This window comes from Streptomyces sp. NPDC088747, assembly GCF_044751025.1.
In the GTDB taxonomy this organism is placed as follows: Bacteria; Actinomycetota; Actinomycetes; order Streptomycetales; family Streptomycetaceae; genus Streptomyces.
This window is the reverse complement of the sequence record NZ_JBIVKZ010000019.1, coordinates 130,364-145,884: the sequence shown is the minus strand read 5'-3', so window position 1 is coordinate 145,884 and position 15,521 is coordinate 130,364. Positions and strand designations below refer to the sequence as shown.

Annotated in this window: 12 protein-coding genes; 6 read left to right on the top strand and 6 right to left on the bottom strand. The window is 71.0% G+C overall.

Going from position 1 to position 15,521, the window contains the following annotated elements; all coding sequences use genetic code 11:
- Nucleotides 1-100 precede the first annotated feature (100 nt).
- From ACIP79_RS34820 to ACIP79_RS34810, 3 genes are all read left to right on the top strand, one after another.
- Entirely contained in the window at nt 101-2,062 is a 1,962-nt protein-coding gene (locus ACIP79_RS34820) for a Xaa-Pro dipeptidyl-peptidase (protein WP_401229938.1), read from the top strand.
- Nucleotides 2,059-3,345, top strand: a complete 1,287-nt coding sequence (locus tag ACIP79_RS34815; protein WP_401229936.1) for a M14 family metallocarboxypeptidase — start codon at nt 2,059-2,061, stop codon at nt 3,343-3,345. The genes ACIP79_RS34820 and ACIP79_RS34815 overlap by 4 nt, the downstream gene beginning before the upstream one ends.
- An 88-nt stretch (nt 3,346-3,433) precedes the next feature.
- Nucleotides 3,434-5,110, top strand: coding sequence for a BCCT family transporter (locus tag ACIP79_RS34810; RefSeq protein WP_401229934.1), 1,677 nt, complete (start codon nt 3,434-3,436; stop codon nt 5,108-5,110).
- 188 nt (nt 5,111-5,298) lie between these two features.
- On the opposite strand, the gene ACIP79_RS34805 is transcribed toward ACIP79_RS34810, so the two are convergent.
- Nucleotides 5,299-6,252, bottom strand: coding sequence for an FAD-dependent oxidoreductase (locus ACIP79_RS34805; protein WP_401229931.1), 954 nt, complete (start codon nt 6,250-6,252; stop codon nt 5,299-5,301).
- 66 nt (nt 6,253-6,318) lie between these two features.
- Here ACIP79_RS34805 and ACIP79_RS34800 point away from each other — a divergent pair, with 66 nt between their 5' ends.
- Nucleotides 6,319-7,338, top strand: coding sequence for an oxidoreductase (locus tag ACIP79_RS34800; RefSeq protein ID WP_401229928.1), 1,020 nt, complete (start codon nt 6,319-6,321; stop codon nt 7,336-7,338).
- Nucleotides 7,339-7,468: 130 nt separating this feature from the next.
- Nucleotides 7,469-9,109: an ABC-F family ATP-binding cassette domain-containing protein gene (locus ACIP79_RS34795; protein WP_401229925.1), complete on the top strand. Its 1,641-nt coding sequence runs from the start codon at nt 7,469-7,471 to the stop codon at nt 9,107-9,109.
- 152 nt (nt 9,110-9,261) lie between these two features.
- On the opposite strand, the gene ACIP79_RS34790 is transcribed toward ACIP79_RS34795, so the two are convergent.
- From ACIP79_RS34790 to ACIP79_RS34775, 4 genes are all read right to left on the bottom strand, one after another.
- A complete protein-coding gene (locus ACIP79_RS34790; protein ID WP_401229923.1) occupies nt 9,262-11,655 on the bottom strand; it encodes a Tex family protein in 2,394 nt (797 codons plus the stop codon).
- 126 nt (nt 11,656-11,781) lie between these two features.
- A complete protein-coding gene (locus tag ACIP79_RS34785; protein ID WP_365431326.1) occupies nt 11,782-11,913 on the bottom strand; it encodes an LPFR motif small protein in 132 nt (43 codons plus the stop codon).
- A gap of 52 nt (nt 11,914-11,965) precedes the next feature.
- On the bottom strand, nt 11,966-12,832 hold the full coding sequence (locus ACIP79_RS34780) for a hypothetical protein (protein ID WP_401229920.1): 867 nt from the start codon (nt 12,830-12,832) through the stop codon (nt 11,966-11,968).
- A 313-nt stretch (nt 12,833-13,145) separates the two neighbouring features.
- The gene (locus tag ACIP79_RS34775) at nt 13,146-13,895 is read right to left on the bottom strand and encodes an enoyl-CoA hydratase/isomerase family protein (protein WP_401229917.1); all 750 of its coding nucleotides are present in this window, start codon (nt 13,893-13,895) and stop codon (nt 13,146-13,148) included.
- A 258-nt stretch (nt 13,896-14,153) separates the two neighbouring features.
- On the opposite strand from ACIP79_RS34775, the gene ACIP79_RS34770 reads away from it, so the two are divergent.
- The gene (locus ACIP79_RS34770; protein WP_401230087.1) at nt 14,154-14,654 is read left to right on the top strand and encodes an ATP-binding protein; all 501 of its coding nucleotides are present in this window, start codon (nt 14,154-14,156) and stop codon (nt 14,652-14,654) included.
- Nucleotides 14,655-14,686: 32 nt separating this feature from the next.
- On the opposite strand, the gene idi is transcribed toward ACIP79_RS34770, so the two are convergent.
- Entirely contained in the window at nt 14,687-15,280 is a 594-nt protein-coding gene (gene idi / locus ACIP79_RS34765) for an isopentenyl-diphosphate Delta-isomerase (RefSeq protein WP_387187690.1), read from the bottom strand.
- Nucleotides 15,281-15,521: the final 241 nt, after the last annotated feature.

Here is a 15,521-nt window from a genome sequence, read left to right as displayed (position 1 = left end):
CTGTCACACGATCGCCATTCGGCCGTCATGAGCAATCCCGCCCCACAGGCCTTTCACAGACCCTCTTTTGTACGGGAGTTGACCGGGGTACCTTCCGCCCATGCCGATACGTGCGCGCCGTATGCGCTTCACGACCTGGAGATCGCTCGCGACGGCGGCCACGGCCGCCCTGATGGCAACCCTGCTCACCCCGGTCGCCGCACACAGTGCCCCGCGGGAGAGCGCCCCGATCTACTCATACGACAACGCGATCCGCGAATCCGTGTGGGTGGACACCGGCCTCGACGGCGACAGCGACGGGAAGCGCGACCGCGTCGCCGTCGACATCGTCCGGCCCCGCGAACTCGCCGTGCCGGGCCGCAAGGTGCCCGTGATCATGGACGCCAGCCCGTACTACTCCTGCTGCGGACGAGGCAACGAGAGCCAGCGCAAGACGTACGACGCGAACGGCGACGTCGTCCAGATGCCGCTCTTCTACGACAACTACTTCGTGCCCCGGGGCTACGCGTTCGTCGGCGTCGACCTGGCCGGCACCAACCGCTCCGACGGCTGCGTCGACGTGGGAGGCCGCAGTGACATCCAGTCCGCGAAGGCGGTCGTCGACTGGCTCAACGGCCGGGCCAAGGCGTACACCTCACGCACCGGGACCGCCACGTCCAAGGCCGGCTGGACCAACGGCAGGACCGGCATGATCGGCAAGAGCTGGGACGGCACCATCGCCAACGGCGTCGCCGCCACCGGCGTCAGGGGCCTGGAGACCATCGTGCCGATCAGCGCGATCTCCTCCTGGTACGACTACTACTTCAGTGAGGGCGCCCCGCTGTACGACTCCGGCCCGGACTGGCTGTCCGACTACGTCGACAGCCCCGACGCCCGCGCCAAGTGCGCCGCGGTCCAGCAGAAGATCGTCGACGGGGCACCGCGCACCGGCGACTGGACCCCCTTCTGGAGCGAGCGCGACTATGTCAAGGACGCGGACAAGGTCACGGCGAGCGTCTTCCTGATCCACGGCGCCCAGGACCTCAACGTCCGTACCCAGCACGTCGGTCCCTGGTGGGACGCGCTCGCCGAGAACGGGGTCGACCGCAAGATCTGGATCTCGCAGACGGGCCACGTCGACCCGTTCGACTTCCGCCGCGCCGAGTGGGTCGACACCCTGCACCGCTGGTTCGACCACGAACTCCTCGGCTACGACAACGGCATCGACGACGAGCCCATGGCCGACATCGAGCGCCACCCCGACCAGTGGGTGACCTCCCGTGTCTGGCCGCCCCGCGCCACCGACACGACCACCCTGCGCCCGGCGAAGGGCTCCGCGGCGGGCGTCGGCACCCTCGGACTCGACAGGCGCTCCGGAACCGAGACCTTCACCGACGACCCGCGGCTGAGCGAGACCGACTGGGCGGCGTACGTCGACCAGCCGACTCCCGACAAGGCGGGCTTCGTCACCAAGCCGCTGACCAGGGACCTACGGCTGTCCGGCTCGTCGAAGGTGACGATCACCGCCACCCCGACGACGTCAACGGCGCACCTCTCGGCGGTACTTGTCGACCTGGGCCCGGACACCATCCGCGACTACGCCGCCGCCGGCGAGGGCATCACCACGCTCACGGACCGCACCTGCTGGGGCCCGAGCACGACCGGCGACAGCTCCTGCTTCCGGGAGACCCGCTCGAAGAACGCGGACGTCGACTACACCGTCTTCAGCCGCGGTTGGGCCGACCTCGGCAATCACGCGTCCATGACGAAGGGCGTCCCGCTCACCCCGGGCAGGGCGTACACCATCACGCTGGACCTCGCGGCCACCGACCACGTCGTCCCCGAGGGGCACCGGCTCGCCCTCATCGTCGCGGGCACCGACAGGGACCTCATCGACCCGCCGTCCACCACACCGACCCTGACGCTCGACCTGGCCCGCACCTCGGCCCGGGTCCCGCTGGTCGGCGGCGCCAAGGCCTTCGCCAAGGCCGCCACGGGGTCCGTCGCGACTCCTGACGCCTCCGTCCTCGACGGCGTACGCGACCCGCGCGCCGCCCTTCGCATCCCTGGAGAGAGCAGTTGACCGGCTTGGTGATCCGCGCCCTGGCCGTGGCGGCGACCGCCACGGCCCTGGCCGTGCCCCTGCTGACCGCACCCGCGCACGCGGCGGAGACCGCGCCGCCGCGCACCGGCTTCGAGCAGAGCGACGGCGCCCGCTGGACCAGCCAGCCCGAGGAACAGGACTTCCTGGCAGCCATCGACCGGGCGAGCGCCCAGGTCTCCGTCACCAGGATCGGCACGACCAAGCAGGACCGTCCGCTCCAGCTCGTCCGCGTCGGCGCACCCCGCGCCGCCACCACCGTGCTCCTCGTGTGCAGCCAGCACGGCGACGAGCCGTCCGGACGCGACGCCTGCCTCACCACGATCCGCGACCTGGCGTACGCGAAGGACCAGCGCACCCGGCGCTTCCTGAAGACCACCACCCTGCTCGTCGTGCCCACCGCCAACCCGGACGGCCGCGCCGCCGACACCCGCGGAAACAGCGACGGCCTCGACATCAACCGCGACCATCTCGCCCTCCGGACCGCCGAGGCCCGCGCGATGGCCGCCGTCGTCCGCGACCGCGCCCCCGACGTCGTCTACGACCTGCACGAGTACGGCGCGACGCCCCCGTACTACGACAAGGACCTCTTCGACCTCTGGCCCCGCAACCTCAACACCGACACGGCCGTGCACGACGAGGCGCGGACGCTCTCACTGGACTACGTACGGCCCGCCGCCGCCGAGGAGGGGTACTCGACGGGCACGTACGGCATCTGGACCGACCCCGTGACCGGCGATCCGGTCCAACAGGTGGCCGGAGACGGCCAGGAGCGCATCCTGCGTAACATGTCGGGCGTCAAACACTCCGCGGGACTCCTCATCGAGAGCCGCGTCGACGCCCTCACGGACGCCGAACAGGCGGACCCGGCCCTGAACCAGCGCCGCCGGGTGGACTCACAACTCGCCGCGCTCGGCGGGCTGTTCACCTTCACCGGGGAGCACCGCGCACGGGTCGAGAAAGCCACGTGGGCCGCCAGGCTCAAGGGCTACCTGGACACCGGCCCGGTCTACCTCGGCGGCGCCGACAACGACCCGGCCGAGCCGTCCGAGGTGATCCAGGACCCGCCCTGCGGTTACCGGCTCACCGCGGACCAGTACACGGACCTCAGCGACGAGCTCAGCCTGCACGGCGTCCGCGTACGGCACGAGGGCGGCGGCGTCCTCGTACCCCTCCGTCAGTCGCTGCGTGCGCTCGTCCCCCTGCTCCTCGACGAGCGGGCGCCCTACCGGCTCGCGGCGGGGGAGCCCGACACCGACTGCTGAGACGCCGAGCACGGCCGCACCTGTGATAGGGCGTATGGGGCAATAACTTCTATAAACCCCATACGCCCTATCGCGAAAGGTGCCGCCCATGACGGGGCAAGCAGAAGAGACGGCTCACGGTGGGCGGACCGACCGAGTGGTGTTCGGCGTCACGGCCGCGCTCACCCTCGCGTTCGTGATCTGGGGTTCGGTCGCGACCGACTCGCTGGAGAGCGTCTCCACCAGGATGCTCAACGGCCTGATCCACAACGGCGGTTGGGCCTTCATGCTGGCCGCCTCCTGTTTCGTGGTCTTCGCGCTCTGGCTCGCGATCAGCCGCTACGGCAGGATCCACCTCGGCGCGGAGGGCGAGGAGCCCGAGTTCCGCACCGTGTCGTGGGTCGCGATGATGTTCAGCGCCGGCATGGGAATCGGCCTGATGTTCTACGGCGTGAGCGAGCCGCTGGCGCACTACGACACACCCCCGCCGGGCACCACCCCGGCCGACTCCGGCGAACGCATGGAGACGGCGATGGCCACCACCCTCTTCCACTGGACGCTGCACCCCTGGGCGATCTACGCGGTGGTCGGTCTCGGCATCGCCTACAGCACCTTCCGCAAGCGCCGGCGCCAGACGATCAGCGCGGTCTTCACACCGCTCATCGGCGAGCGGCACGCGAACGGCGGCTGGGGCCGGGTGATCGACATCCTCGCGATCGTCGCCACCGTCTTCGGCTCCGCCGCCTCACTGGGCCTGGGCGCCCTCCAGATCGGCTCCGGATTCACGGAGTTGGAGTGGATGGACAAGGTGAGCAACGGCCTGCTCGTCGCGATCATCGCCGTGCTGACGGTGGCGTTCGTGGCCTCGGCCGTCTCCGGCGTCGAGAAGGGCATCCAGTGGCTGTCCAACACCAACATGGTGCTGGCGCTGATCCTGGCCGTCTTCGTGTTCTTCGCGGGACCGACCATCATCGTCCTGGACCTGCTGCCCACCTCGATCTTCGCCTACCTCGGCGACCTGCCGCAGCTCGCCGGCCGCACCGAGGCCAGCGGTGGCGAGGGTGTCGCCGCGTGGCTGGGCAGCTGGACCGTCTTCTACTGGGCGTGGTGGATCTCCTGGACGCCGTTCGTCGGCATGTTCATCGCCCGCATCAGCCGCGGCCGCACCATCCGGCAGTTCGTCGGCGGCGTGATCCTCGTCCCCAGCACCGTCAGCCTGGTCTGGTTCGCGGTCTTCGGCGGTACGGCGATGAAGCTGAGGGAGACCGGAGAGCTCGCGGGCGAATCCACGCCCGAGGGACAGCTCTTCGGGGTGCTGGCCGAGTTCCCCATCGCCACCGCCACCAGCCTGCTCGTGATGATCCTGGTCGGCATCTTCTTCGTCTCCGGAGCCGACGCGGCGTCCATCGTGATGGGCACGCTCTCCCAGAAGGGCGCGCTCGAACCCGGCCGGTTCGTGGTGGTGTTCTGGGGCGTCCTGACCGGCGCGGTCGCCGCCATCATGCTGCTCGTCGGCAGCGGCCAGGGCGACGCGCTCACCGGCCTCCAGAACCTCACCATCCTCGCCGCGGCACCCTTCGTCGTCGTGATGATCGGCATGTGCGTGGCACTCATGCGCGACCTGCGCGCCGACCCCGTCATCGTGCGCGGCGAGATGGGTCTGGAGGTCGTCGAACTCGCCGTGATCGAGGGGCACAAGCGGTTCGACGGCGACTTCGAGATCCGCATCGGCCCGGGCCCCGGCACGGAGACGGAGGGCGACCCGATCGGAGAGGACCACGGCTGAGTTGGCGTGCGACCCCGGCTGAGCGGGCGTACAGCTCCCGGGAGTTCACTGACGAGCGAGTGTGACCATGTGCGAGTCGGTGGCGGGTCGCCGTGACCGTGGGGCAGCCGGTCCCGGGTCGGCCGTGGCGGTGGGGCAGCCGGTCCCGGGTCGGCCCCCGACCGAGGACGGTGGTCGGCGGGAGACGGTCAGTGGGAGGCGAACGTCGCCGCCTCCCGCGCGCACCCCCACGCCACCGTGACCCCCGCCCCGCCGTGACCGTAGTTGTGCACCAACACCCGCCCGTCGGGGAGCTGTTCACGCTCCAGCCGCACACGATCGCGCACCGGCCGCAACCCGACCCGGTGACCCAGTACCCGCGCCCCGGTGACCTCGGGGCGCAGCGCGGCGCAGCGCCTGACGATCTCCGCGGCCACCGCCGGCTCGGGCGTCAGCGACCAGTCGTCCTCGTCGGTCGTGCCGCCCAGGACCAGCCGGTCCGGCTGCGGGAAGAGGTAGGTGCTCACCCCGGTCTCCGCGTCCGTCGTGACCAGCCAGGTGTGGATCCCGGGGTTCTCCACGATCACGAGCTGTCCGCGCACGGGACGCAGGCCGGGATCCGGTACGAGCCCGTGGGCGCCGAGGCCCGTGCAGTTGACCACCACCGGCGCCGTCGCCTCCGCGAGGTCCGTCACCGCGCGGACCTCGACACTCCCGCCCGCCCGCAGCAGCCGCTCGCGCAGCCACCGCAGGTGCACCGGCATGTCCAGCAGCGGAAGCCGGGCCCAGAGACCCGTCCCCGCGTACTCCTCGGCCGTCGAGGCCCGCAGCCCAGGCAGCCGCCCGGCGGCCCACTGGCCCTCTTCGTCCAGCCGGGACTCGCCCATTACGCCCTCGACCATGCGTACGCCCGCCGCCTCGGAAGACGCGGCCAACTCCTCGTACACGGAGAGTGATCGAAGAGCCCAGTCGCGGGCGAGCGCCTTCGGTTCGATGCGGTAGGGCCACCACAGCGCGCCCGCAACCGCCGAGGTGGTCCGCCCGGCGGGCTCCCGCGCCCACACCCGGACGCGCCTGCCGCTCTCCGCCAGGACTACGGCCGTCGTCAGGCCGATGACCCCGCTGCCCACCACGATCACGTCGCCGCATCCGTCGGTCTCCACCCGCGGACCGTAGCGGAATATGTCATGCCGTGCTCAGACCGCTCCCGTTCTGGGGATACTCACAGCATGTCTGCCGAGTACGCGACCTTCGGCCTGGCACCGGCGATGCGTGCCGGTGGAGTCCTCGCCAACGGTGACTACCAAGTGCACCGGGACTTCGTCGACTTCGTCGTCGACGGCCGCCCGCTGCTGTTCCAGCTCTCCGACCTCGACGCCGTCTCCCCGCTCGCCTCCGACGTGCCACCCGCGATCTTCACCGCCCAGGTCCGCAGCCTCCTGCTGGAAGCCGACGCTCCGCTCGACGGCGGCCGGTACGTCATCTACGGCTGTCCCGAGTGCGAGGGCCTGGACTGCGGAGCCGTCACCGCGGTCATCGAGAAGGCCGACGACGACTACGTGTGGCGGGACTTCGCCTGGCAGACCGACGAACAGCCCGACCTGGAGCGCAACGGCTACCACGGGATAGGGCCGTTCCGCTTCCACGGCGCCGAGTACCGCAGCGCCCTGAACTCCCTGCTGAACGGCGACTCGGGACCCCGCCGCCGCGTCCTCCTCATCGGCGCACGCGTCGCCGTCCTCGCCAAGCTCGCCGCCGCCCTGCGCACCATCGGCATCGGCGCCGACATCACCCGGGACGCCACGCGGGTCCCGCCCGACGAACTGCGCACGTACGGCGCGGTGGCCTTCGGCCGGGCCGTCGGCGAGGGGGAACGCGCCGCCGTACGAGGGACCTTCGACCGTGCGAGCGTCGAGGTGGCCTACGTCGACGGCCTGGCCCCGATCGTTCCGCTCCTCGTCGCCCAGATAGAACACGCCCTGGACCGCAGCCCGCGTGAACTGCGCCGCCTCACCCGCATGGTCGCGGCTGACGGCGAGGCGGGCATCGAGGTCACCTCGACCTGCCGCGTCCAGCTGACGGCGTACCGCCTCGACCACCTCTACCGCACCCACGCCCAGGAGGTCTTCGACGGGGTCCTGGAGACGGGCCGGCACCGGCTCGCCCTGGACGCCAGGGCCGTGAGGGGAGAGTCCTTCATCGTGGCGCGCACGGCGGGGAGTGTCCTGGTGGAGCCGATGGTGCACTGACCCCGGCCCACGGACGTGTGTGTGCCCGGAGATGGCGCCCGGCCCACGGATGTCCATGCCGGGGGCGGCACCTGTCAGACGGATATCCGTGACGGGGGACAGCGCCCCGGCCGTTAGGATCGGCCATCTGATGACTGCCACCCTCGTCGCCAAGAATCTCGCCGCCGGACACGGCGACCGCTCCCTCTTCTCCGGGCTCGACCTCGTCGTCGCACCCGGAGACGTGATCGGGCTGGTCGGTGCCAACGGCGCGGGCAAGTCCACGCTGCTCCGGCTGCTCGCCGGACTCCTCGCGCCGGAGCAGGGCGAGCTGCGGCTGTCCCCGCCGTCCGCGACCGTCGGGCACCTGCCACAGGAACCCGAGCGACGCGAGGGCGAGACCGTACGGGACTTCCTCGCCCGCCGCACCGGCGTGGCCGAGGCCCAGCGGGTGATGGACGAGGCCACCCAGGCACTGGTCGACGGCGCGCCGGGCGCGGACGACGCGTACTCCACCAGTCTGGAACGCTGGCTCGACCTGGGCGGCGCCGACCTCGACGAGCGCGCCGAGGAGATCGCCGACTCCCTCGGACTGGCCGTCGGCCTCGACCACCTCATGACCTCCCTGTCCGGCGGCCAGGCGGCCCGCGCCGGACTCGCCTCCCTGCTGCTCTCCCGCTACGACGTGTTCCTCCTCGACGAGCCGACGAACGACCTGGACCTGGACGGCCTGGAACGGCTCGAACGATTCGTGGCGGGCCTGCGCGCGGGCACCGTCGTCGTCAGCCATGACCGCGAGTTCCTGACCCGCACCGTCACCAAGGTGCTCGAACTCGACCTGGCGCAACAGGAGATCACCCTCTACGGCGGCGGCTACGAGGCGTATCTGGAGGAGCGGGACACCGCGCGCCGGCACGCACGCGAGGACTTCGAGGAGTACGCCGACAAGCGGTCCGCGCTCGAAGGGCGCGCCCAGATGCAGCGCTCCTGGATGGACAAGGGCGTGAAGAACGCCCGGCGCAAGGCGAGCAACGACAACGACAAGATCGGCCGCAAGTTCCGCAGCGAGGCCAGCGAGAAGCAGGCCTCCAAGGCCCGGCAGACGCAGCGCATGATCGAGCGGCTGGACGTCGTCGACGAGCCGCGCAAGGAGTGGGAACTGCGTATGGAGATCGCGGCGGCACCGCGATCGGGCGCGGTCGTCGCCACCCTGCGTGACGCGGAGGTTCGTCGCGGTGACTTCGCCTTCGGCCCGGCGACGCTCCAGATCGACTGGGCCGACCGCGTCGCGGTCACCGGCGCGAACGGCGCGGGCAAGTCGACGCTCCTGGGCGCCCTGCTGGGCCGGGTCCCGCTGGACGCCGGTCACGCCGCCCTCGGCCCCGGGGTGGTCGTGGGCGAGGTCGACCAGGCCCGCAAGCTCTTCCACGGCACCGAGTCGCTGCTCGACGCGTTCTGCGCGGCCGTCCCCGACACCGAGCCCGCCGAAGTCCGCACGCTCCTCGCCAAGTTCGGCCTAAAGTCCCACCACGTGCTACGCCCCGCGAGCTCCCTCTCCCCGGGCGAACGCACCCGCTCCGCCCTCGCCCTCCTCCAGGGCAGAGGCGTCAACCTCCTCGTCCTCGACGAGCCGACCAACCACCTCGACCTCCCCGCCATCGAGCAACTGGAGTCCGCCCTCGACACCTACGAGGGCACCCTCCTCCTGGTCACCCACGACCGCCGCATGCTCGACGCCGTCCACACCACGCGCCGCCTGGAGGTCATGGCGGGCAAGGTGAAGGAGCGCTAGAAATCCTTAGCCCCTCCGGCGTTTGAGGAGCGGGGGTTCGGGGGCGGAGCCCCCGAGAGACGGGACGGGAAGGGGCGGAGGGGGCGAAAAACACCCGAGCCCCACCCCGACACCGGGCTCCCCGCAAGACGGGGAACCCGGCAAGCGAACCGTCAGCCCTTCCCCCGCTTGGGATCCGCCAGCCCCGCCCGCCGCAACGCGTCCGCCATCGCACTGTTGGCAGGCGCCACCGCCTGCCGAGGAGCCCCACCCCCGCCGGAACGGCCCTGCCCCTGCCCCTGCCGAGGCTGCTGCCGCTGCTGAGGCGGCCGCCCACCACGCTGCGCACGCCCACCCCCCGAAGAAGCCTCCGCGGGAACCGCCTCGTCGTCCAACCGCAGCGTCAGCGAGATCCGCTTCCGCGGAATGTCGATCTCCAGCACCTTCACCTTGACGATGTCACCCGGCTTCACCACGTCCCGGGGGTCCTTGACGAAGGTCTTGGACATCGCCGACACATGCACGAGCCCGTCCTGGTGGACACCCACGTCCACGAACGCCCCGAAGGCGGCGACATTCGTGACGACCCCCTCCAGCACCATCCCGGACACGAGGTCGGACAGCTTCTCGACGCCGTCCTTGAAGGTCGCCGTCTTGAACGCCGGCCGGGGGTCGCGCCCCGGCTTCTCCAGCTCCCTCAGAATGTCCGTCACGGTCGGCAGACCGAACTTCTCGTCCACGAAGTCCGCCGGCTTCAGCGAACGCAGGACGCCCGAATTGCCGATCAGCGAGGCGACCTCGTTCCCCGCCGTCTTCACCATGCGACGCACCACGGGGTACGCCTCGGGGTGCACGCTGGAGGAGTCCAGCGGATCTTCCCCGCCCCGGATCCGCAGGAAGCCCGCGCACTGCTCGTAGGCCTTGGGGCCGAGCCGGGCCACGTCCTTCAGGGCCGTACGGGACCGGAACGGCCCGTTCGCGTCGCGGTGGGACACGATGTTCTCGGCGAGGCCGGAGGTGATGCCGGAGACCCGGGAGAGCAGCGGCGCCGAGGCGGTGTTGACGTCCACGCCCACGCCGTTCACACAGTCCTCGACCACCGCGTCCAGCGAACGCGACAGCTTCACCTCGGACAGGTCGTGCTGGTACTGCCCGACCCCGATGGACTTCGGGTCGATCTTCACCAGCTCGGCCAGCGGGTCCTGGAGCCGGCGCGCGATGGACACGGCGCCGCGCAGCGACACGTCCATGTCGGGCAGCTCCTGGGAGGCGAACGCGGACGCGGAGTACACCGACGCGCCCGCCTCGGAGACCATCACCTTGGTGAGGTTCAACTCCGGGTGCTTGGTGATGAGTTCACCGGCGAGCTTGTCCGTCTCGCGGGACGCGGTGCCGTTGCCGATGGCGATCAGCTCGACCGAGTGTTCCTTGGCGAGCCGGGCGAGTTTCGCGACGGCCTCGTCCCACCTGTTGGCCGGGACGTGCGGGTGGATGACGTCCGTCGCGAGGACCTTGCCGGTCGCGTCGACCACGGCGACCTTCACACCCGTACGGAAACCGGGGTCCAGGCCCAGCGTCGAGCGCGTGCCCGCGGGGGCGGCGAGCAGCAGGTCCCGCAGGTTCGACGCGAACACGTTGACCGCCTCGTCCTCGGCGGCCGTCCGCAGCCGCAGCCGCAGGTCGATGCCGAGGTGCACGAGAAGGCGGGTCCGCCAGGCCCAGCGGACCGTGTCCGTCAGCCACTTGTCGCCGGGGCGGCCGCGGTCGGCGATGTGGAAACGGTGGGCGACGATCCCCTCGTACGAGGAGGGACCGGGCTGCTCGGAGGGCTCCTCGGGCTCCAGGACGAGGTCGAGGACGTCCTCCTTCTCGCCGCGCAGCATGGCGAGCACGCGGTGCGAGGGGAGCGCCTTGAAGGGCTCGGCGAAGTCGAAGTAGTCGGCGAACTTCGCGCCCGCCTCTTCCTTGCCGTCGCGCACCTTGGCGACCAGCCGGCCGCGCACCCACATGCGCTCGCGCAGCTCGCCGATCAGGTCGGCGTCCTCGGAGAACCGCTCGGTGAGGATCGAGCGGGCGCCGTCCAGCGCGGCCTGCGCGTCGGCGACGCCCTTGTCGGCGTCGACGAAGGCAGCCGCCGCGGCGAGCGGATCGACCGACGGGTCGCCGAGCAGTCCCTCGGCCAGCGGTTCGAGCCCCGCCTCGCGGGCGATCTGCGCCTTCGTGCGCCGCTTGGGCTTGAAGGGCAGATAGATGTCCTCCAGGCGCGCCTTCGTCTCGGCGCCCCGGATCTGCGCCTCGATCTCCGGAGTGAGCTTGTCCTGCTCGCGCACCGATTCCAGGATCGCGGTGCGCCGCTCCTCCAGCTCCCGCAGATAACGCAGCCGCTCCTCGAGGGTGCGCAGCTGCGCATCGTCGAGCATCTCCGTCGCTTCCTTGCGGTAGCGGGCGATGAAGGGCACCGTCGATCCGCCGTCGAGCAAGTCGACGGCGGCCTTGACCTGCCGCTCCCGTACGCCGAGCTCCTCGGCGATCCTGCCTTCGATGGACCCTACGAGGGGTGTCGTCACGATCCCGTACCGCCTTCTCCACTGGGGTTGCGCGGCAATTGTGGCAGGTGACACCGACAACGGTGGATCAGGGCGACACCGGGACCGCGAGCGAGCCCGAAAGAGGGCACCGGCAGCGGGGATCCGTCAGGTCCTTCGGCTCCGCCCGGAGTGCGAGGCGCCCCCGAACAGTCGTGCCAGTGCCCGGAACGGCAGGGTCACGACGGTGGCGATGGCCGAACCGATCTGTCGCAGAACGTCTGCGATCGCGCGGAACATAAGTCTCCCCTTTCGTCTCCGGACCGGTCGGGCCCGGAGACTTACGGGTACCTCATTCCTTGCCGATCATGCCTTCCGGGAACGCGCCGGCGGTGAACGCCGTCAGCAGCAGGGCCTTCCCCAGTTCCATGAGCCGTTCCACGCCCGCCGCGCCCAGATGCTCGTACGGCGCCCGGTCGAGCCGGTCGGTCCGCACCTCGATGTCCTTGCGGAAGGCGACGCCCGCCTCGGTCAACTCGCCGTTCGCGTCGAGCAGCCCGCGCCCGCGCAGCCGCAGGACCGCCTCCTCCCAGTCCGTACGGGACCAGCCACGGGTGCCGAGCGCCCACCGGGGGGTCATGCCCTTACCGGTCGCCGTGTGGCTCACCAGGGCCTCGACAGGGTCGAGTTCCGAGTCGAGCAGCACCGCGAGGTGGCCGTCGCCGCGGTGCTCACGGAGCAGGGTGGCCGCGTGGTAGAGGGCGAGATGCGGCGCGTCGGGGACGGGCAGGTCCGCGTAGGCGGCGTACAGCGGGCGCGCGGTCCTGGTGCAGGCTTCGGCCGCCCGCAGCGCGAGTTCCGCGGCCTCGGCCACCTCCTTGGAGGCGCTGGCGTCCTCGCCGAGCAGCCGCCGCAGCGTGGCGTCGACGGCGCGGGAGCGGGCCGCGAGCACCGTCTCGGGGGAGGCGGTCCGCCACACCCCGGGCACGTGCCGCGCCACCAGCTCGTGGTGGAAGTTGTAGAACGTCGCCGTCACCGTGCCCGGGCCCACCGCGCCCATGGCCGCGGCCCGGGTCGCGAAGTACGCGCCTCTGCTGTCCTCGATCCCGACACCGGCCAGTTCCCGGTCCAGGTCGGGCGAGAAGTACAGCGCCGCGACGATCGAGTTCAGGACGTTGTGGCAGCGGCGCCCGGCGCGATCCGGCAGTGGAGTGGTCATGCCCGGCACATTACCGACTGGTTAGTACGGAGGGAACCGCAGGATCCGCCCGGGATCCCGAATGGCGGGAAAGGGGGCGATCCGTCATCGCGGCCATCACCGCCCACGCCAACGATCGAGGCCGTGCGAACCGTCCTGGCCGTCCTCTACGACGACAGGCAGGGCGACAGGCAGGGCGACAGGCAGGGCCACGGGTAGGGAGGGCGACGGGCAGGGCGACGTCCAGAGCCTCGATGCCATGCGGGCCCCGTGGAGGTCTTCGCGGGGGCCGAGCCCCGCCTTCCTGGTCGCCCGGTGGCGCTCCGCCCAGGCCTCAGCCCGACGCCCGCCATGTGAAGCGCGGCTCCCGGCGCTCCAGGAACGCGGCGACCCCCTCCGCGGCGTCGCCGCTGCCCCTTGCCTGCTCCGTCCAGTAGGCGTCCCGGTCCGCGTGACCGTTCGCGAACTCCTTGGCCGCCGCCTGCGTCAGCAGGGACCGGGTGGACAGCAGGCGCGTGAACTCGGCGACCCGCTTGCCGAGTTCACCTCCGGGCAGCACCTCGTCCACGAGACCCGTGCGCAGCGCCCGCTCGGCGTCGATCAACTCGCCTGAGAACAACAGGTACTTGGCGGTGGCAGGGCCCACCAGGGACACCAACCGCCGGGTGGCGGACGACGGATAGACGATTCCCAGATTCGCCGGTGTCACCCCGAACAGCGCCCCCTCCTCCGCGAACCGGAGATCGCAGGCCGCCGCGAGCTGGGAGCCGCCGCCCACGCAGTGGCCGCGGATCGCCGCGAGAGTCGGTTTCGGGAACGCCGCGAGCGCCTCCTCGGCGAGCCCGGCCAGCCCCTGTGCCTCGTCGGGGGAGTCACGCAGCGTCGAGATGTCGGCGCCGGCGCAGAACGTGTCGCCCGCCCCGGTGAGCACCAGCGCGTGTACGGCCGCGTCGTCGGTCAACTCGCCGAGCAGGGAAGGCAACGCCCGCCACATGCCGGCGGTCATGGCGTTGCGCTTGGCCCGATGGTCGATGACGACGGTGGCGACCCCGTCGGTGACGCTGTGCGACAGCTGCGGCTCCATGGCCCGGATGCTATCCGCCGCCGCAAGTGGGTGATCAAGAACGAACCGGACGAGCCCGGCGTCAAACCCGTACAACCCGAATAGATCCCGAAGTCGGCGCAACAAGGACAGGAGCAGTCCCTCAACCAGCAAGGTCATGCATTGACGATCAAAAGCTGTCGATAGTCGCTGACTTCTGTTCAGTTATGCGGTGCGCGCCGGGCCAGAACCAACACTCATTGGGTGGTGACAATCGAGCGCAAGGGTGGCGACCGGACGATGGAGAACCTCGGGCGGGGGTCCGCTTCGAGTCCTGAAGGGGGTGTGGAGATGCCCCCTGAAGGGAGACCTCCCGGCCCACTTCCCTACGAGGGAGTGTGGCGGTTCACCGCTCCCGCCATCGACGCCTCGGTGCCCCAGGCGCGGCACGCCGTAAGGGACCTGCTCGTCCGCCAAGGGGTGCCCGTCGCGGACGACATCGTCCACGGACTCCTGCTGATCGTCTCCGAGCTGGTCACCAACGCGGTGCGGCACGCGGCGCTCCTCTCGCCGGTGCTGGCCGTGGAGGTCGCCGTAGGCGCGGAGTGGGTGCGGGTCTCCGTGGAGGACAAGCACCCCTACCGTCCGACCGCCCTGGAGGCCGACCACGGGCAGACCGGCGGCCGTGGTCTGCTGCTCGTGCGGGAGATCACCAGGGAGTCCGGCGGGGTGTGCGACGTGGAGCACACGTCGAGCGGCGGCAAGGTGATCTGGGCCGCCCTGCCGCTCAGCCCGGGCTGACCCAAACGGCACCCCCTGGCCCCGCGGGGCCCTCACCAGCCGGCGGAGGGGCCCGTCAGTTCCCTGACCGCCGGCCGGGCCGCGTCCAGAACCGTCATGAACCACGAGGAGAACTTCTCCTCGGCGTGCCGCTCCGCCAGCTCGGCGGCGCTCACGAAGGCCGTCGCCTCGACCTCCTCCTGGTCGGGGCGCACCGGGGACTGCACCATCCCGACGAAGAGGTGGTTGTACTCCTGCTCCACCAGGCCCGAGTCGGGGTCCGGGTGGTTGTAACGGACGGTGCCCGCCTCGGCGAGGAGCGACGGGGAGACACCCAGCTCCTCGTACGTCCGCCGGGCCGCGGCCGCGAACGGTGCCTCGCCGGGGTAGGGATGGCCGCAGCAGGTGTTGGACCAGACACCGGGGGAGTGGTACTTGCCGAGGGCGCGCTGCTGGAGCAGCATCCGTCCGCGCTCGTCGAAGAGGAACACCGAGAACGCCCGGTGCAACTGCCCCGGCGCCTGGTGGGCGGCGAGCTTCTCCGCCGTACCGATCGTGTTGCCGTCCTCGTCGACCAGTTCCAGCAAGATCGCTTCAACGGTGCCGTTCGACGAACTGTGCGTCGCGGTGGCAGGTGTGATCGGCATACCCATCCTTCGCATCGGTCTTCGAGCCCCAAGTCTGCCGTACGAAACCGGCACTCCCGGCACTTCGCGGCTCCCCGCATGTCCCGCTCCGGGAGCCCGGAGCGGGGCGCGCGAGCCGACGTACGTCACACACCGCGAGCGCCGGACACCTGATCGTGCCCGGTGCCACGGACGAGGAACCGCTCCGGACGGGGGCTGTCAGATGTTCGGATGCCCCCTGCGTGGGGCGGTGCGGGGACCC

Bases quoted from the DNA above. Each gene is read 5' to 3' on its own strand.
- ACIP79_RS34820 (WP_401229938.1), top strand. From the start codon at position 101: ATGCCGATACGTGCGCGCCGTATGCGCTTCACGACCTGGAGATCGCTC.
- ACIP79_RS34770 (WP_401230087.1), top strand. From the start codon at position 14,154: ATGGAGAACCTCGGGCGGGGGTCCGCTTCGAGTCCTGAAGGGGGTGTG.
- ACIP79_RS34780 (WP_401229920.1), bottom strand. From the start codon at position 12,832: ATGACCACTCCACTGCCGGATCGCGCCGGGCGCCGCTGCCACAACGTC.
- ACIP79_RS34795 (WP_401229925.1), top strand. From the start codon at position 7,469: ATGACTGCCACCCTCGTCGCCAAGAATCTCGCCGCCGGACACGGCGAC.
- ACIP79_RS34800 (WP_401229928.1), top strand. From the start codon at position 6,319: ATGTCTGCCGAGTACGCGACCTTCGGCCTGGCACCGGCGATGCGTGCC.
- ACIP79_RS34775 (WP_401229917.1), bottom strand. From the start codon at position 13,895: ATGGAGCCGCAGCTGTCGCACAGCGTCACCGACGGGGTCGCCACCGTC.
- idi (WP_387187690.1), bottom strand. From the start codon at position 15,280: ATGCCGATCACACCTGCCACCGCGACGCACAGTTCGTCGAACGGCACC.
- ACIP79_RS34785 (WP_365431326.1), bottom strand. From the start codon at position 11,913: ATGTTCCGCGCGATCGCAGACGTTCTGCGACAGATCGGTTCGGCCATC.
- ACIP79_RS34810 (WP_401229934.1), top strand. From the start codon at position 3,434: ATGACGGGGCAAGCAGAAGAGACGGCTCACGGTGGGCGGACCGACCGA.